The sequence below is a fragment of the Bradyrhizobium sp. AZCC 2262 genome, from assembly GCF_036924535.1.
Lineage (GTDB): Bacteria > Pseudomonadota > Alphaproteobacteria > Rhizobiales > Xanthobacteraceae > Bradyrhizobium.
Map to the genome: position 1 here is coordinate 4,570,644 of NZ_JAZHRT010000001.1, position 15,909 is coordinate 4,586,552.

Below are 15,909 nucleotides of genomic sequence, written 5' to 3' on the forward strand. Positions count from 1 at the left end.
ATGCGAGGCGTCTGCGCCGGCATGCTCAAACCAAACGAAGCGCTTCAGGTTTCGAATGAAGCCGGTTCAAGCGGAATCTGATGCCGTGAGATTTCGGAGCACTGGGCTGTGCGGCTGATCTTCATCACCTTGCTGGCGTTGGCGCTTGCCACGGCCGTCGGTCTCGGCTCGACCTACATGACGGCGACGCGCGGCACCGATCTCGGCACGCTCACGATCGGCGCCTGGACCGCGCGGCCCAAGAGCGGCACCGCCGAGGTCGATCCCTATTCGCGCGCCTCGATCGCCCGCAGCGGCGAATTGCCGATCGGCACCGGTGACGGCATCGCCTTTTCGGCCACATCAGATGACAAGAACAAGCCGCTCGACGGACGCTGCGACGTGGTCGTCAGCGGGGTGACGCCGGCGGCCCGGTTCTGGACGTTGACCCTGTTCGACCGCAAGGGGCATCTGGTCGCCAATTCACTGCAGCGCTACGGCTTCACCAGCCAGGAAATCGTCCGTGGCTCCGACGGCGCGTTCGAGATCCGGGTGGCGGCGCGGTCGCGGTCCGGCAACTGGCTGCCGACCGGCGGCATCGAGCGCTACGCGCTGATGCTGCGGCTCTACGATACGCCGGTAGGCGTGGCGACGCGGACGCAGCGCGACGCGCCGATGCCCTCCATCTCCACGGTGAACTGCCCATGATCCGGCTGGTATTCACCATCATCGCAGGCGTGCTGCTGGGCGGCGTGGTGCATCTCGTCAGCGTGCTTGCGCTGCCGCGCATTGCCACCCAGGACGCCTATTCGCGGCTGACACCGATGACCAAAGAGAATGCGGTGACAGCGCTTCCGCTCGCCGAGCCCAACAACGCGCCGATGCCGTTCATGGACCCGGCCTTTGCGGTCGCGATCTGCCGTTACGACCTCTCCGGCGGACCGCTCAAGCTGACGGTACCGGTCAGCCAGGCCTACACATCAGTGTCGTTCTACACGCGCAACGAGGTCGCCTATTACGCGATCAACGACCGATCGGCCGGCCGCAAGGTGATCGAACTCGACCTGATGACGGAAGATCAGCATTCCGCATTGCCGGAGGATGAGGAAGTGACCGCCGCCGACCGGCTGATCATCGATTCCCCCACCGCGACCGGCCTGATCGTGCTGAAGGCGTTGGCGCCGGAGCCGGGACTGATGCCGCAGGCACAAGCCTCGCTCGCAGCGTCGCAATGCGCCATCCAGACCGAGCCGCCACCGTCCAAGCAGCCCGAACCCGCCGCCCCCGCGCCGGCCCCTGCCCCCGCGCCGAAGGGCAAGCGCTGAAGACGGTCTGTCGCGCGAACGCAGAGATCGCGATGAGCGAAAAACGTTGAACAACCAAAGCGAGTATGCCAATTGAGCTCTTGGGGCGAGGAAACAGCAGGGCAATTGCCAGCCGTTCGTTGTTTGCCGTCGACTTCGAACTGGGCGCTTTCCACGATTGGGACGGGGGCATATGAGGTCAAAGATCGGGGCGCTGCCCCTTGTGCTTGTCGGATTTTTGCTGGCGAGTTGTGCGAGTCCACGCGGCCTCGATGAACCGCCGTTGCAGATTCCGGCAATGAAGCCGGGCTACGGCCGTGTCTACTTCACCCGGCCGGGTGAATTTGCGGGTTCGGCTGTTCAACCCGAGATTCGGATGAACAATGAAGTCGTCGGCAGATCGGTGCCCGGCGGCTTCTCTTATGTCGACCGCCCCCCGGGGAAATACGCCGTAACAACCGCAACCGAGGTCGAAAATGCGGTTACGTTCCAATTGGCAGCGGGCGAGTCGAAGTACATCAAGACAGCAGTGACACCCGGCATACTCGTCGGCCACGTCACACCGACGCTCGAATTCCCCGAGCAGGGACAATCCGACATCGGCCGCCTCAGGTACGTCGGCGCCAAATTCTGATCCCTCGCGCGGGACGAACTAAACTGCATGCCGCGGGTCCGAGCAAAGGCCCGCGGCCTGACCTCTTTTCCCGCCAAAGTTGCACATTACCGGAGCTGCACGTTGGAGTGCCCGCGCGTGGTGCGCTCGGCGCGACGCCGAAAAACTCGTCGCCAAAGAATTTGCCGACTTGATCGCGACCGACATCAAGAAATGGAAAAGCGGAAGCCGAAAAGCGGGTCTTACACCCCCGGAAACAGGGTGAGCTGGCACCCGGTCCGACGCTCCTGATCTCGATCGATTGGCTTTGTTCTGTCCCGCATCGTTCGGCGCTTAACGATGTCTGAATCCGGACAATTCGCCGATGCCCCTTAGCGAAATCTTACGGAGGGCCAGGTTAGGTGGCAGGCGATTTATAATATCAGGAAATATTCACAATGACATTCGGCAAGCGTCAATCCGGGGTTGGCTCTGCTGCACAAGCTCTCAACGTGAACTTGGCTGCCGCACAGGGCCATGTCGTCACCGAGAGCACTGCGCCGACAGGTCACCCGATTCGTTGGCTCATCATACTCCTTGCCTGTGGGGCGATGCTTTACGGTCTCGTCGTGAGCTATGGTCCGGACATCCTGCGCGACCATCGCCTGGCCGGAACCTGGCAACCGGCGTATGATTTGCGGGCGATGGAGGGGAAGTGCGAGCGAAGAAACTTCGTGATCACCTTCTGCAGCGCCAAAATCCAATCGGTCGCCAACCCCAGTCAAGCGCCAACTGCCCATCGTTTCATGATGCTTTTTGCAGGCGGTGGCGGAGAGGCTCTGGTGCCGGTGCGCTCAACGACCGACCGCACAGCGGTTTCGATCTTCTACGCAGCGGAAACCAAACTTTGGAACCGTACGCTGTCATTCATTTTCGCGGCGGGCATACTGGCCCTGTTCGGTGTCGGTGCTCTTTTCGCTTTCTTCAAAGCGGTCAACTATTTTGATTGAGTAGACCGTGTCGCTGCTCAAAATTGTTGGCGGCGTCGGCGGGGTCTTGCTCTTCTGGGCGACTTTCCAATTGCCTTCCGGCTCCGGAGATGTGGCATCTCGACAAACCTTGTCCATCAGCGAAGAGCCGGACCGCATCGTGCTCGGCTGGAGCGGGCCGGTGCAAGAGCCGATGAGCGAGCGTATCGCCGCGGCCCTCGATCGCTACAAGGCCGATCGACGTCGGCTCGTCCTCATCCTCAATTCGCCGGGCGGCTCGATCGAACAGGGGCGTAAAGTCGTCGCCGTGATCCGTGCGCGTGATCGCGCGATTGATACGCTCGTTCAAAAAGCCGGCGTTTGCGCTTCCATGTGCGTTCCGATTTTTCTCGCCGGCACCGAGCGAATGGCCGATCCCGAAGCCTACTTCATGTTTCACCAGGCCAGCTTGAACATTAGCGCTCGGGAAAACGTGAAGCGACAGCAGTTCAGCGATTCCGAGACAGCTCTCTTCTCGCAAGCCGTAAAGTCGATCGAGACGCAAGTCACTGACGATTTCTTCCACAACGACATCGGCATCCGCGGCGTTAGCAGGGTCTGGCTTGCCAGGATGCGTGAGAAAATCCCGGGCCGCGATATCTGGATGAGCGGTCAACAGCTCGTCGATGAACGCTCTGGCATCGTCGATCGTCTCATTCGCACACCAGCCCTTTAGCTGGGCCAGTTGAGCCGCAGGTTTGCTATTGGACCCATCTCCGACATCACCCCGCCCGCACGCCCTCACAGAACCGCCATGCCCAACAAGGTAGGTTGGATTGCCGCTCGATTTGGTGGCGCGGAAGGAAGAAGGCCGCCGGCTAAGGCGACCTTCAATCCGGCACGCCGGTTGTCCGAACAGCTATTGAGGTACCCCCTCAACGGCATAGCTGCGGAACTTCGCCATGCTGTTGCGGAGCGGCAGGAGGTCTTTGAAGGCCGCTGAATCCCGATACGCTTGGATTTTCTCAACGCTATCCCACTGTTGAATAACAACGCGTGCTTTCGGCGGCTCTCCTTCGATTGTCGTGGTTTTACCTCCGGCGGCAAGGAACTTGCCGCCAGCCGCTTTGATGGCGGCCTGAGCCTTCGGCACGTAGTCCTTCACATAGGCCTCCATGTTCGAGGGCTCGATTTCAACGACTTGGTATACTGGTGGCTTAGCCTGAGCATGAAGTCCCTCAACTGCGACTGCACCGAGTCCGAAGCCCGCCAGCATCGCCAATGTCACTGAATAGTGAGTCTTCATGACGCTTCTCCCTGGTCACTGCGAAAACTAATCGGTCGCGCTGGCTCGCACGACCGTGCGATCGCGAATGCAAAAAGCACCGGCAAAAAAAGACGTCGGTCTATTGAAGTGCGACGCCTGCCGACGGCATCGACGCTGCCAATACGAAACGGGGACTTCGGCACGCCCCGGTGACAGCTCGCGGACTAACTCGATGTCCGTCTATGCAGCATACAACGTGGACCGGATTGTCGGAAGAGTACAGGACCCCAAAGTGGACCAGCCCCTCGGCGTTCGAGTCTCTCTCGTTGAAAAAAACGGGGGGGGGGCGGTGTGAGGGCTGGCGACCTACCCAAGGCAGCTTAGGTAACGATGTATGCGCGACGCCGACGTCTGTCTGTGGCACGTTTGAGACATGCACGGCTATCCTGCGAATGTCCGTTCGCCGGGGCAAGAGCAGACATGCGCTGGTCAAATTTTGCCTTTTGACCCATCACGTCATTTGCGGTGCCACGGGAATTGGACCGGTATTGCGGCCGGCCCGTTACGATTGCAACAAATTTCGGCTGTCCGGCAATCGAGACGTAAAACGGGATGCCTAGAGAGGAGAAGTCGCAGTCAAGGACGAGAGGGAACCCCAATGACAGACGTTATCGGCGCAAACGATCGGGTGGCTCTCGCCGCTGCTGAAGACCTGCCGGTCCTTAATGTGGCAGACCTCGACGCGGATCCTCATGGCATGTTCCGCAGGTATCGTGCCGCCTATCCCTTTGTCGGACATGAAACGGGAGCTTACCTCGTGCTCCGCCATGCCGACATTGAGCGGCTGGGTAGTGATTCTCGTATAGCCGCATCCGAAACGGTCCACCCGGAATTGTTCGGTGTCACAGAGGGAGCGCTCTTTGATTTATTCGATCAGGGAATGCTCACCGCCAATGGCGCCGTTCACCGTCGCCGGCGCTCACCGTTCTCCAGAAGCTTTGCGGCTCGCACGATCGCCGGTCTGCGGCCGCAGATACGGCGTTCCTCGGAGCAGTTGATTGAGAGCTGGTATGCCGATGGTCAGGTCGAATTTGTCGGTCAGTTCGCAGCTCAACTTCCCGCCCGCGTCATTGGCGATCTTCTCGGCCTGCCGCGAGCCGACATCCCATCCTTTACAGAACTTGTCTACTCGGTGACACGATTCATCAGCTCCAGCGTACTGCCGGACGAAATCCCTGAATCAGAGGTGGCGTGCCAACAGTTGCGCGATTACGTGGAAAAGACGCTCGAAGACAGGCGTCGCGCCCCTCGCGACGATTTCCTCTCGGATTTCCTGGGGAAGGCGGACGCAGCCGGTGAATTGTCACCTCTCGAGATCATATTCCAGATCGTGCAGTTGATCGTCGGCGGCACCGACACGACTCGTGTCGCCATCGTGGTGCAACTGGCGCTCCTGCTCCAGCACAGGGAGCAATGGGACGCGGTGTGTCGCGATTCCTCGCTCATTCCAGGCGCGGTTGCGGAGGCGATGCGCTTCGAGCCGAGCGTCGCATCGTTCGTCAGGGTGACAACTGAAGACATCGAGGTTGGCGGCGCTGTTCTTCCGGCCCGGCAATTCATCATGTTGTCAACCATGTCCGCCGCGCGTGACGAAGAGACCTATGAACGTCCCGACGTGTTTGACATCCGTCGAACCGACCAGCCGCGGCTAATTCCCGCCTTCGGTGCCGGCGCCCATCGTTGCATCGGTGAAGCGCTGGCGCGTGCCGAACTCGAGGAGAGCCTGGCGGCGCTCGCGGCCCGCATCCCGCAGCTCCAATTGGATGAAGCGCCTGCGATCAAAGGGCACAGCGGCATCCGTCGCGTCGATACCATGCGGATATCCTGGCAGCCGTGAAATCCGGATGAGGCCTCGACGTCAAAGCCGAAAATGGCCCAAAGCCTGTGGCGTTTGATTGCTCGACAAATCCACAACCTAGGGTGCATTCTTATCGGAGGATTTAATGGAGATTTAATAGCTCCCCGTCCACATTCCCGCTCAGATTGTAGCGCTGGCCTCCAACCACTTGGCCTTTGCGTTGGAGAATGTACTGAATGCAAACCCTAGGTTCCGCCTTGGACGAGCAAAAGGGGTTTGCTCAGGGCTTCGATTTCCTACGCATATTTTTGGCAACGAGCATTATCGGATGGCACACCGCCAAGTTGAGCGGGCATGTGGAAATGGCGAGGGCCTCTGTCTTTTGGTTTTCCGAATATATGCTGGTGCCGATGTTTTTTGCTTTAAGCGGATTTCTTGTAGCAGGTAGCAGCATGCGCCTGTCTACGAAAAACTTTCTCTTGAACCGCGCCGCGCGCATCTTGCCAGCACTCGTTGCCGACATCGTCTTCGCAGCGCTTCTAATTGGTCCGCTGGTGACGACACTGCCTGCAAAGCAGTATTTCGTTGACGCAACTTTCTTTGCTTACTTCCTCAATATCACGGGCTGGATGCAATACTTTCTTCCGGGCGTCTTTGAGAACAATCCATTGCCAGAAGTGAACGGGGCGCTGTGGACGGTCCCCTTCGAAATCGGTTGTTACGTCATGCTCGCCGGGCTGATGACTACCGGAGCAATCAAGCGCCCGAGATTGGTACTACTGTTCACTTACACCGTTTTGATGGTCGGGATTCCTCTCCGTTTCGTAACGTCGCATCTGGTAAGCGATCATGTATCGTTGCTTGAAAGCCTGGCGATGAACCTCTTCCTTTTCAAGGGGTCACTACTTTTGCCCTCTTTTTTGATCGGAATTGTCCTTTATCAGCTGCGGCACTACGTACCTTTCTCTAGATCAGTTGCGATTGGCTTAGTGTGTGTGGCGATCCTTGTGAGCGCGTTAGGCGATTCAAACCTCCTGTTGAGCCCCGCAGTCCACGCCATCATACTTCCGCTTCTCGGATATTTAACTGTGATGATTGGGGTGTCGCCGATGCCTCGTCTTCCGGGATTCGGAACCGGTGATTATTCATACGGGCTGTATCTCTACCACACGCCCTTCCTCCAATTGCTGATTCACTATTTCCCGGAGGCTCGGACCGGTGACCTATGGTGGATGTTATTTTTTGCCGGGTTTTCACTTTCGCTGACGGCAGCCGTGATTTCGTGGCACGTGCTTGAGTATCCAGTGCTGAAGCTCAGGAATTCTTTCGTGATCAGACACCGGCCAGAGAGCGGCTTGGGTTTTCGGGGACCGTGCTCATGCCGCGACAGCCTATCTGCAGCTCGTATCCCGCCAATCTCCGGCTAGCTCATCAGGTCTCGTGGATCGCTGACGCGCTTGACGCAAGGTCCGAAGTGGATGATGTCGCCTCTTGGCCTAAACCAGACTCGCAAAGAGCCAGCTCAGATGTTGGCTTCCGAGCGCAATCCGGCCATCGCCAGGGATCTTTTCAGATTTATGAGTAACGCCGCGGCTTAGCCCTTCACCGTCACGGCACGTCCGATCACCGGCTGGGCGGCGACCGGCGGATTGGCGGTTTGCGCCGCGAGTTCGCCGATCAGGCGGTCGGCGTCGGCCGCGATGCTGTCGGGCGTCTGAATCACCAGCCGCTCCAGCGCCCAGCGATACGAGGCAATGCGCCGCTCCAGGCATTGCTGGACCCATTGCACGATCAGCGTGTTCTCTTCCATGCGGGCGATCGCATCGGCCTGTTCGCGCGGCGACAGTTCCGACACCATCTTCAGGCTGGCGCTGCGCTTGCGGTCGAGTTCGATGACATTCGCGGCGGAGGCGAAGAACGGCTCGAACCGCGTGATGTCGTTGCGGACGTCCTCGATCAACTGCTGGTAACGCGAGGTGTGCGAGCGGTGCGGCTCGTCGATCAAAGCGCGCCCGTAGGTGGTGCGGTCGAACACCACCTTCTGCCGCCATGGCGAGGGCAACGGCTGGTAATCGCCGAACACGCTCTTCCAGGCGGGCCGCGAATGCGGCGGTTCGATCAGCGGATAGGCGAGATCGCGAAGCTGGCGCTCGTTTTCGGTGAGCTGAAAGTGCGAGGGCTTGAGGCCGAGGCTTGCCGTGGCCTCGGCGCCCAGCCAGCGGTGCATGTCGTCGTTGCGCATATCGGCGCGGGTGCGGCCGAAATCGCCGCCACTGCAGCCGCCGAGCACCGCGCTTGCGACAAGCAGCATGAGAGCCGGGAGTGACCGAAGCCCGGTGGTCCGGATCGGAAGGCACAGCTCCGGCATTTCAAAGGTCCGTCGTTCAGGGGCGCCGACGGCGACGGCGACCGGGCGCCGCCCCCTCTTCCGGCCCGCGCCCGTCGCCGGTTTCAACGGCTTCACGTTCGATGCGGACAACGGGAAGGATCAGCACGGTTCCCAGGCCATCGCGTGGAGCGCCATTCATGGTTGAGCCCGGCCGCCGCGAAGCCGCATCCGCCGGAAATTCAATGATGGTGCCCATAATTCGTTCTCTCTAATTGCCGCACGGACACGATCCGGCCGACGACATGCCATTATTCAGAACAGAACGTGGTTAACGGCATCTTAATTTGTGCAGGCGGTACAGTTACGGGTGTCGGCGCCGCCCGCCGAAAGCTTGCATTTTATCGGATTTCTTCACGGGCTGTTTTCCTTAACCAACTCTTAAAGTGCCGTGCGTAGGCTGACGCGAGGGATTACCGAAGTCGCGTACACCTGACATGACCGCAGCTCCATTGTTTCCAGGATTTGACGGGCTGATGACGCTCTCGCGCCGCGAGGGCGTCGATATCAGGCCGACCTTGCTGCGCGTGCTGACCGACCTCTATGTCCAGACCAGCGCCCATTCCGCCGACGAGGAACGGCAATTTGTTGAACTGACATCCCGCCTGATCGACCAGGTCGACGACGCCACCCGCGCCGCGGTGCGGGCCCGGCTCGCGATCTATCCGGCGACCCCGGCCGAGATCATGGACAAGCTCGGGCTGCGGCGTTCGCATCCCGGCCAGGGCTTGCCGCTCGCAGCCCCGATTGCCGCTGCTCCGGCCAGTGAGCCGGCGGTGACGGCGCCGACCGAAGCGCAGTTGCGGATGGCTTCCACCCTGTCGATGCGGCCCAACGATGCCGCCGAAATCAGCGACATGTTTTTCGCGGCGGGCGCCAGCGAGCGCGCGCTGATCCTGCACAATCTCGACGACACCCCGCTGAAAGCCTCGCCGCGAATTCCCGCAGCCCGCGCCGCGCGCGCGCTCCATATCCTGGAGATGGCCGCATTCGCCGAGGACACCGAAAACTTCGCGCTCGAACTCGGCGAAGCCTTGATCCTGCCGCAGCGGATTGCCGAACAGGTGGTGCACGATCCTGGTGGCGAGCCCTTGGCCTGCGCTGCGCGCGCGCTGGACATGCCGAGCGCCGCCTTCCAGCGCGTGCTGCTGTTCCTCAATCCCGAGTTCGGCTCATCCGTGCATAATGTTTATCGTTTGTCGCGGCTGTACGACCGTTTGAGCGAACGATCAGCGCTGGTGATGCTGGCCGCGTGGCGCGGCTCGACCATGGCGGTCACGCGCGCCAAATATCGCGCTACGCTCTACGACGACGAGCGCCATCGCGCGCGTGCGGCACCATCGCAATCCCGGCCCGCCGTGCAGCCTGGAACGGCGCCGGCCATTCGCACCGGCACCGACGGTTCGAAACGCTAACGCGTTCGGCGCTTCAATAGCGTTTTCGAGCGAAGTGGATACCGGTTCGCATCAAGAAAACGCGTCAAAACAAAAATGCAGAGCCCGGTTCTGATTTAATCAGAACCGAAAAGGCTCTAGGCTTTGGCCAAATCGAGAAAGTGCCGCCCTGCCCGGTCCTCGGTCTCGACGATCCAGGCATCTGGATCGAACCGGAGTTCCTTGGCGAGACGCTCCTCCACGGATTGCTCCGGCACCGGCTGCGGCGACGCCGGTGCGAACAGCCGCTCGGCCGGGCGGCTCTCGTCATAGACGGTCTGCGGCGCGGGTGCATACAGCATGGCGTTGCCGTCGAGCAGCGCCACCTTGACGAACACCGCCCCCGCCTCCTCCGCCCCGCGCTTGCGCACGGCGCCAAACACGCCCTCCGTCTGGCAGCGGCGCAGGTAAGCGGCCACCCAGATGCTTGATTTCAATCGCATGGAAAAGACGATAGGCCAGCGACCGGGCGGAAGCTAGTCGACCGGGTGGCCGATCATCGCCGTGAGCTCCTTCACCAGGCGATCGGACATCTGCCCGGTCACCGGGAGCTTGCGGTCGCGCTCGAATTTCGAGATCGCGGCCTGCGTCTCCGCACCGACCGCCCCGGTCGGCTTCAACTGGCCGTAGCCATATTGGGTAAGCGCGCGTTGCACCGCCGCCACGCGGCGCGCGCCGGCGCTTTGCGCGGTGGCCGGAATCGGCGCGGGCGGACGCGCCACGTTCGCGGGCGTCGCGGCAGGCGCACCGGTCGACTTGACCACGAGATTGGCCATCGGGTCAGGGTTCTTGGGGTCAGGATTCCTGGCGTCGCCCCTGGGATCGGCACTCCTGATCTCGACGTGCCTGGGATCAGCGCCTCTCACCTCGACCGGCCTGATTTCCGGCGGCTCTGCCTCGACCGGCCTTGAGATCAGTTCGACCGGGCGCGGGCGCGGCAACGGGCTCGCGACGGTGGTTTGCGGCGACGGCAGCGTCACCACCGAGCCGAACATCGGCGAAGGATGGCGGCCGGCCTGCAGGAACAGCGCATTGGCGAGGATGGCGCAGATCGCGGCAGCGGCGAGCAGGCCCGCGACCACGTCTTTCGGACTGTGCAGGAGCATGCGCATGACAAGACCGCGCTCTTCCTCCACTTCAATCGCAGCCGCCTTCGTGCCGCGACGGCGGCGCCGCGGCATCTCGTCATCATCGTCGTCAATACGCCTAGGCACGTTTCTTCACCTGATGGACCTGGTCCTGTGATCCGGATCGCAGCGCCGGGTTCAGCGTCGCGACGTTGTTTGAAGGCGTCAGCGGCGGCGCAAAGTCAAGCGGCAAGGCAACGGCCACCGTGGTGCCCTCCCCGACCGTGCTCTGCACGTTCATCTCGCCATTGTGCAATCCGACCAGGCCCTTCACGATCGACAGGCCGAGGCCGGTGCCTTCGTGCTTGCGCTGATAGGTCTTGCCGGACTGGAAGAACGGATCGCCGATCCGTGCGAGATCCTCAGCGGCGATCCCGACGCCGGTATCGGTGACAACAAGCATCAACCGCGATCCCTCGACCGCGGCGGAAACCGTCACGCTGCCGCCGCGCTCGGTGAACTTGATGGCGTTGGCGACGAGGTTCAGCGCGATCTGCTTGAACGCGCGGGGATCGCCGTTCATCACGGGCAAGTCCTCCGGCGCGCGGGTGATCAGATCGACGCCGTTGTCCCGCGCCTTCAGCGCCAACAAATTGCAGCAGTGCAGGAGCGCCGCGCGCGGCGCGAACGGCTCCGGCGAAATTTCGAAATTGCCGGTTTCCATCTTGGAGATATCGAGGATGCCGTTGACGACCGACAAGAGATGCTGGCCGGAATCGTTGATCAACTGCGCGTATTCCTTGCGGCGCGCGACGTCGAGCATCATCGCCTCTTCATGCACGATCATCTCGGAGAAGCCGATGATGGCGTTCAGCGGCGTGCGCAATTCGTGGCTCATGGTGGCCAGGAATCGGGTCTTGGAGGCATCTGCCTGCTCGGCCGCGGTGCGCGCCAGTTCGAGGGCCTGCTCCTGGACCTTGCGGTCGGTGACGTCGCGCATCACGGCGACGACGTCGGCCTCGGGCGAACCCTGCTCGAGCGGCCGGCAACGCATCTCGACCCAGATGAAATCGGCGGAAACGTTCTGGCCGCGAACCGCGTCGCGGCGGAGACGGAATTCGACGCGTTGCTCGCTGCCGCGCGCGGCATCCGACAGTGCCGTGAGATAGGCGGGACGATCGACGACATGGACGCGGTCGAACAGGCCATGGCCGGTGAGCCGTGCACCTGGCGTGCCGAGCATGGCTTCCGCCGCCGGCGAAATGAACTCCACGGCGCCGCTGCGGTTGTGACGCGAAATCACGTCGCTCATGTTCCGCGCGAGCAGGCGATAACGGTCTTCCTCGAGATAGAGCAGCGCCACGGAAGTGCGCGCCAGCGATTCCGCGCTGACCGCAAGTCCTGCCGCATAGAGCGTCGCGGAAGCGACGCCAGCCCCCATCAGGACGCTGTGCAGAACCGTGTTCGACTCCGGCACCGGCAGGAAGTGAAAATGTCCGAGCGCGATCAGCAAGGCTGCGCATGCCAGCGCCAGCGCGGAAGCGAATGCCACCACGCGGCGCGAGGCCGACAGCGCGGCTTCCAGCGGAACGACGATGAGCCAGACCGCGGCGAATGATTCGATACCGCCGGTCGTTATGGCAACCATCATGACGAGGCCTGCCAGCGCCAGCGCCGAGAGGATATGCGCGCCCTCGTAGCGGCCGGTGCGCGACAGGAACCACGACAATAGAATGGGTGCGATCAGCCAGGCGAAGGCCGCGACCTCGAGCGCCGTGGGCGCCCCGCGCATCGCCAGATAGATCGGAAAAGCCGCAAGCGCCACCAGGCTGCCGAGCAGCCGCGGCGCCATGAATGCGCGGTGACGCGCACGCGTCAACGCATCATAACGTGCCGAGGGATGCAGCAAGGCATCGAGACAATCGCGGATGATACTCAAAACAATCACGGTCCTCGCGCTTCGGCTTGTTCGTCAGACAGACGCGCCGCAACGCCCCCCATTATCCTTTGCGTCACCGTGTCAGAGCGAACTTAAGCGAACGCTAAGGCGCGGTGGACCACCGGCAAACGCCGCGCATTGGCGGGGATTTGACGCCCCGCAAGACGCTCATTCGAGGCGGATGGTGAACGACAGGTTTAGAGCCGCATCGATCTATGGTTTCGAAATGGTGGATGCGCGAGCGGCGCGAACTTTTCGCGCGATGGTGGTCATCAATCGAAAATTTACGCCGAATCGAATGATTGCCATTTTCAGCGAATTTTCGGCGACTTTACCTCAATGGAAACACTTCCGATTTATCGACGACTGGTAGTCAGGAACAAAGCTGCGGTTTAACCGCAACACAACCATAAGAGACGACCGGGGTCGCGAGATGTTTTTTCTGCTTCGCATGGCATTCTGGCTCGGGCTGGTGCTCGTGCTGTTGCCCAGGGAAAAGACGCCTGAATCGGACAAGATGCCGCAGATCGGCGCGTCCGAAGCCGTATCGGCTGCGACCGCCGCCGTCTCCGACATGGGCCAATTCTGCAAGCGTCAGCCGGCGGCCTGCGAGGTCGGCGGTCAGGCCGCGACCGTGCTCGGCCAGCGCGCCCAGGACGGCGCCCGCAAGCTCTACAAGATCATCACCAAGCCCGACCAGCCCAGCGTCCCGGACAAGAAGCCCGACCATACCAGCTCGATCGGCGACGACGCCGAGGCCGTGGTCGTGAACGCGCCGATCGCCGACGCGCTGACGGAAGAGGATATGGCGATCGAATGGCGGATGCCGCGGACGCCGTTGGCCGCAAAATAAGGCCGCGGAACCGGTTCCATTTCCGTCGCTTTCGTTCGATCCGCATCCTATATAAGATTTCAAGACAACGGACGCGGGCCACGATGACGATCGACGAAATCAGGGACAATTTCGAGCTGCTGGAGGAATGGGACGACCGCTACCGGTACGTCATTGAACTCGGCCGCACGCTCGACCCGATGCCGGAGGCCGAGCATTCCGCCGAGAACAAGGTGAACGGCTGCGTCAGCCAGGTTTGGCTGTCCAGGCAGATCGACCGCAGCGGTAATGGCGAGCCGCGGCTGAAATATTTGGGCGACAGCGACGCCCACATCGTGCGCGGCCTGATCGCGATTTTGCTCACGCTTTATTCTAGCCGCACGCCGCAGCAGATCCTGGCAACAGATGCGCTTGCCGTGTTCGACGAATTTGGATTTCGCGACCACCTGACCCCGCAGCGTTCCAACGGGCTGCGCTCCATGGTCGAGCGCATCCGCACCGACGCGCGCGAGGCATTGGCCGCGGCTTCCTGACGTCCAGAGCTTATGTTTGACGCGTTTTCTTGACGCGAACCGGTGCCCACTTCGCTCGAAAACGCTATGGCAAAACTATTTCCGCTTCCGCGCCTGCTGGCCGAGGCCCATTTTCTTGGCGAGCTGTGAACGCGCCACCGCGTAGTTCGGCGCCACCATCGGGTAATCCGGCGGCAGGCCCCATTTGTCGCGGTATTGTTCCGGCGTCATGTTGTACTGCGTGCGCAGATGGCGCTTCAGCGACTTGAAGCGCTTGCCGTCCTCGAGACAGACCAGATATTCCGGGGTCATCGACTTCTTCACCGACACGGCCGGCTTGGCCGGCTCGAGCGGCGTCTCGGGACGGCCGCTCGACACCCGCATCAGCGCCGCATGGACCTGGCTGATCAGGTTCGGGATTTCCGAGGCCTGGGTCGGATTGTTGCTGAGATAGGCCGACACGATATTGGCGGTCAGTTCGACGGGCGTCTTGCCGGCGGAATCGGTCATGGCTCAACCTTCTGGGATCGCAAACGCATCTGTCGGCCGTACGATTCGGACAGTATCCAACCGCGTCTATACATCAGCGGAATCCCATACGACTTGCCGAATATGAACGAAATGCCCAGAAACTGACAAGAACGACGGCGCTTTATTTTCAAGAGCGGGTTTCGCGGCAAGTATTGCAGGCTCTATGCCCGCTGGTCGAGATGCGCGCGCAGTTCATCGATCGAGGCGAAGCGCATCATCCCTTCCGGCATCTGGGCCTCGATCGAACCGTCGGAATAGAGCGAATAGGCCATGCCATCGACGATGCCCGATTTCAGCACCGTCACCTCCGGCTGATCCTCAGGCAGCGCCGGTCCGCCGTTGGCTTCTGCGAGCGTCGGGGGCATGCGGCCGCTGCGCCACTGCGGCGAAATTTCACCGTGCCTGACGCGTTCCGCTTTCGGCCAGCTATTGTCGAACGACGCCGGCTGCGGTTCCGCAATTTCGAGCGGCACGGTGGGCGGCCTGGAGCGAAGGTCCGACGACAACAGGTCCGGCGGCAGCGCCTCGCTGGACCGCCCTTGGCCACGCTCGCGCTCTTTTCGCGATGTCGATGAAAACAGCAAATTGCGCTTCGGTTTAGGGGCTGGTGGCGGCGGTTCGGGATGCAACGGTTCCGGAATCGGATGATCACGCAGAACAGCCTCGTTCTGCCACGGCGGCGGTGTCACTGGAGGGAAAGCCGGCGGTGCCGCTGGCGAAAAGGGTCCGGAATCGCCGAACTGCTCGGCGGCCGGGAAGCCGCCACCGGCGGCGGAATCCCGCGTCGCGGCGACCGGAAGCCCCATGGCCTCGCCGCGCGCTTCAGGTACCCCGGCGCTGAGTTTCCGCGCGATATTCTTCAACTCCCGGACCGCCATCCAGAGCGCGAGCATGATCGCGCCGGTGCAGAAGCCGATCACGCCGGCAATGATCAGCGTGTTGCCGGTGCTGAATTCCTTGATCGAGATTCCGTAGCCGGTCGCCAGCAGGCCTGCCAAAACGAGGCTGATCCCGGCGACCAACATCACAAACATCATTGAACTAATCCCTCAGCCGCGCCCGAAACGCTCGCAAGCCGCCCCACGCCACGATACCGTCATATTGTGTGCACCGCCAACCGCCAATTGCATCAAGGGTTCCGCAATGGCGTGGTTCGATTGCAGGATTCCCATCTCGGACAATCATGCTGCCATTCAGGTACCGTTCAGCCCGTCGCCAGTAGTTCTACCACCTACCAATTA

General features: G+C 61.6%; 19 protein-coding genes. 11 read left to right on the forward strand and 8 right to left on the reverse strand.

Annotation, left to right across the window (positions count from 1 at the left end):
• Window positions 1-108 precede the first annotated feature (108 nt).
• The 5 genes from V1283_RS21820 to V1283_RS21840 all read left to right on the forward strand — a co-directional run bounded on the left by V1283_RS21820 (window position 109) and on the right by V1283_RS21840 (window position 3,579).
• The gene (locus V1283_RS21820) at window positions 109-687 is read left to right on the forward strand and encodes a DUF1214 domain-containing protein (RefSeq protein WP_334388509.1); all 579 of its coding nucleotides are present in this window, start codon (window positions 109-111) and stop codon (window positions 685-687) included.
• A complete protein-coding gene (locus V1283_RS21825) occupies window positions 684-1,304 on the forward strand; it encodes a DUF1254 domain-containing protein (RefSeq protein ID WP_334388510.1) in 621 nt (206 codons plus the stop codon). Before V1283_RS21820 ends, V1283_RS21825 begins: the two co-directional genes overlap by 4 nt.
• Before the next feature lie 172 nt (window positions 1,305-1,476).
• Entirely contained in the window at window positions 1,477-1,917 is a 441-nt protein-coding gene (locus tag V1283_RS21830; protein WP_334388511.1) for a DUF2846 domain-containing protein, read from the forward strand.
• 416 nt (window positions 1,918-2,333) lie between these two features.
• Window positions 2,334-2,885 (forward strand): hypothetical protein, encoded by a 552-nt coding sequence (locus V1283_RS21835; RefSeq protein ID WP_334388512.1) that lies wholly within the window; start codon window positions 2,334-2,336, stop codon window positions 2,883-2,885.
• A gap of 7 nt (window positions 2,886-2,892) precedes the next feature.
• Window positions 2,893-3,579 carry an ATP-dependent Clp protease proteolytic subunit gene (locus V1283_RS21840; protein WP_334388513.1) on the forward strand — a complete coding sequence of 229 codons (687 nt, stop codon included), beginning with the start codon at window positions 2,893-2,895 and terminating at the stop codon, window positions 3,577-3,579.
• Between the two features lie 183 nt (window positions 3,580-3,762).
• On the opposite strand, the gene V1283_RS21845 is transcribed toward V1283_RS21840, so the two are convergent.
• Window positions 3,763-4,149: a DUF1330 domain-containing protein gene (locus tag V1283_RS21845; protein WP_334388514.1), complete on the reverse strand. Its 387-nt coding sequence runs from the start codon at window positions 4,147-4,149 to the stop codon at window positions 3,763-3,765.
• A gap of 619 nt (window positions 4,150-4,768) precedes the next feature.
• Here V1283_RS21845 and V1283_RS21850 point away from each other — a divergent pair.
• Together V1283_RS21850 and V1283_RS21855 are read left to right on the forward strand one after the other, a co-directional pair.
• Window positions 4,769-6,007 carry a cytochrome P450 gene (locus V1283_RS21850; RefSeq protein WP_334388515.1) on the forward strand — a complete coding sequence of 413 codons (1,239 nt, stop codon included), beginning with the start codon at window positions 4,769-4,771 and terminating at the stop codon, window positions 6,005-6,007.
• 197 nt (window positions 6,008-6,204) lie between these two features.
• Window positions 6,205-7,395, forward strand: a complete 1,191-nt coding sequence (locus V1283_RS21855; protein WP_334388516.1) for an acyltransferase family protein — start codon at window positions 6,205-6,207, stop codon at window positions 7,393-7,395.
• 167 nt (window positions 7,396-7,562) lie between these two features.
• Here the strand turns inward: V1283_RS21855 and V1283_RS21860 are convergent, their stop codons facing one another.
• Window positions 7,563-8,336: a hypothetical protein gene (locus V1283_RS21860; protein ID WP_334388517.1), complete on the reverse strand. Its 774-nt coding sequence runs from the start codon at window positions 8,334-8,336 to the stop codon at window positions 7,563-7,565.
• Between the two features lie 16 nt (window positions 8,337-8,352).
• Window positions 8,353-8,553, reverse strand: a complete 201-nt coding sequence (locus V1283_RS21865) for a hypothetical protein (protein ID WP_334388518.1) — start codon at window positions 8,551-8,553, stop codon at window positions 8,353-8,355.
• Window positions 8,554-8,791: 238 nt separating this feature from the next.
• Between V1283_RS21865 and V1283_RS21870 the strand changes: the two genes are divergently transcribed.
• Entirely contained in the window at window positions 8,792-9,769 is a 978-nt protein-coding gene (locus tag V1283_RS21870) for a DUF2336 domain-containing protein (RefSeq protein ID WP_334388519.1), read from the forward strand.
• Window positions 9,770-9,885: 116 nt separating this feature from the next.
• Here the strand turns inward: V1283_RS21870 and V1283_RS21875 are convergent, their stop codons facing one another.
• From V1283_RS21875 to V1283_RS21885, 3 genes are read right to left on the reverse strand one after another with little or no spacing between them, the layout of a single operon-like run.
• Window positions 9,886-10,230 (reverse strand): DUF1491 family protein, encoded by a 345-nt coding sequence (locus tag V1283_RS21875; RefSeq protein WP_334388520.1) that lies wholly within the window; start codon window positions 10,228-10,230, stop codon window positions 9,886-9,888.
• 33 nt (window positions 10,231-10,263) lie between these two features.
• Window positions 10,264-11,001, reverse strand: coding sequence for a peptidoglycan-binding domain-containing protein (locus tag V1283_RS21880; protein ID WP_334388521.1), 738 nt, complete (start codon window positions 10,999-11,001; stop codon window positions 10,264-10,266).
• Window positions 10,994-12,802, reverse strand: coding sequence for a PAS domain-containing sensor histidine kinase (locus tag V1283_RS21885; RefSeq protein ID WP_334388522.1), 1,809 nt, complete (start codon window positions 12,800-12,802; stop codon window positions 10,994-10,996). Before V1283_RS21885 ends, V1283_RS21880 begins: the two co-directional genes overlap by 8 nt.
• Before the next feature lie 175 nt (window positions 12,803-12,977).
• On the opposite strand from V1283_RS21885, the gene V1283_RS21890 reads away from it, so the two are divergent.
• The 3 genes from V1283_RS21890 to V1283_RS21900 all read left to right on the forward strand — a co-directional run bounded on the left by V1283_RS21890 (window position 12,978) and on the right by V1283_RS21900 (window position 14,158).
• Window positions 12,978-13,166, forward strand: a complete 189-nt coding sequence (locus V1283_RS21890) for a hypothetical protein (protein WP_334388523.1) — start codon at window positions 12,978-12,980, stop codon at window positions 13,164-13,166.
• 60 nt (window positions 13,167-13,226) lie between these two features.
• Window positions 13,227-13,646 (forward strand): DUF5330 domain-containing protein, encoded by a 420-nt coding sequence (locus tag V1283_RS21895; RefSeq protein WP_334388524.1) that lies wholly within the window; start codon window positions 13,227-13,229, stop codon window positions 13,644-13,646.
• A gap of 83 nt (window positions 13,647-13,729) precedes the next feature.
• Window positions 13,730-14,158, forward strand: coding sequence for a SufE family protein (locus tag V1283_RS21900; RefSeq protein ID WP_334388525.1), 429 nt, complete (start codon window positions 13,730-13,732; stop codon window positions 14,156-14,158).
• A gap of 75 nt (window positions 14,159-14,233) precedes the next feature.
• Here V1283_RS21900 and V1283_RS21905 read toward each other — a convergent pair whose 3' ends face one another.
• Window positions 14,234-14,647 carry a MucR family transcriptional regulator gene (locus V1283_RS21905; protein ID WP_057854862.1) on the reverse strand — a complete coding sequence of 138 codons (414 nt, stop codon included), beginning with the start codon at window positions 14,645-14,647 and terminating at the stop codon, window positions 14,234-14,236.
• A gap of 182 nt (window positions 14,648-14,829) precedes the next feature.
• Window positions 14,830-15,705, reverse strand: coding sequence for a DUF308 domain-containing protein (locus V1283_RS21910; RefSeq protein ID WP_334388526.1), 876 nt, complete (start codon window positions 15,703-15,705; stop codon window positions 14,830-14,832).
• Window positions 15,706-15,909 lie beyond the last annotated feature (204 nt).

Bases quoted from the DNA above. Each gene is read 5' to 3' on its own strand.
- V1283_RS21845 (WP_334388514.1), bottom strand. From the start codon at position 4,149: ATGAAGACTCACTATTCAGTGACATTGGCGATGCTGGCGGGCTTCGGA.
- V1283_RS21835 (WP_334388512.1), top strand. From the start codon at position 2,334: ATGACATTCGGCAAGCGTCAATCCGGGGTTGGCTCTGCTGCACAAGCT.
- V1283_RS21905 (WP_057854862.1), bottom strand. From the start codon at position 14,647: ATGACCGATTCCGCCGGCAAGACGCCCGTCGAACTGACCGCCAATATC.
- V1283_RS21875 (WP_334388520.1), bottom strand. From the start codon at position 10,230: ATGCGATTGAAATCAAGCATCTGGGTGGCCGCTTACCTGCGCCGCTGC.
- V1283_RS21830 (WP_334388511.1), top strand. From the start codon at position 1,477: ATGAGGTCAAAGATCGGGGCGCTGCCCCTTGTGCTTGTCGGATTTTTG.
- V1283_RS21900 (WP_334388525.1), top strand. From the start codon at position 13,730: ATGACGATCGACGAAATCAGGGACAATTTCGAGCTGCTGGAGGAATGG.
- V1283_RS21855 (WP_334388516.1), top strand. From the start codon at position 6,205: ATGCAAACCCTAGGTTCCGCCTTGGACGAGCAAAAGGGGTTTGCTCAG.
- V1283_RS21910 (WP_334388526.1), bottom strand. From the start codon at position 15,705: ATGATGTTTGTGATGTTGGTCGCCGGGATCAGCCTCGTTTTGGCAGGC.
- V1283_RS21850 (WP_334388515.1), top strand. From the start codon at position 4,769: ATGACAGACGTTATCGGCGCAAACGATCGGGTGGCTCTCGCCGCTGCT.
- V1283_RS21825 (WP_334388510.1), top strand. From the start codon at position 684: ATGATCCGGCTGGTATTCACCATCATCGCAGGCGTGCTGCTGGGCGGC.
- V1283_RS21865 (WP_334388518.1), bottom strand. From the start codon at position 8,553: ATGGGCACCATCATTGAATTTCCGGCGGATGCGGCTTCGCGGCGGCCG.
- V1283_RS21860 (WP_334388517.1), bottom strand. From the start codon at position 8,336: ATGCCGGAGCTGTGCCTTCCGATCCGGACCACCGGGCTTCGGTCACTC.
- V1283_RS21870 (WP_334388519.1), top strand. From the start codon at position 8,792: ATGACCGCAGCTCCATTGTTTCCAGGATTTGACGGGCTGATGACGCTC.
- V1283_RS21895 (WP_334388524.1), top strand. From the start codon at position 13,227: ATGTTTTTTCTGCTTCGCATGGCATTCTGGCTCGGGCTGGTGCTCGTG.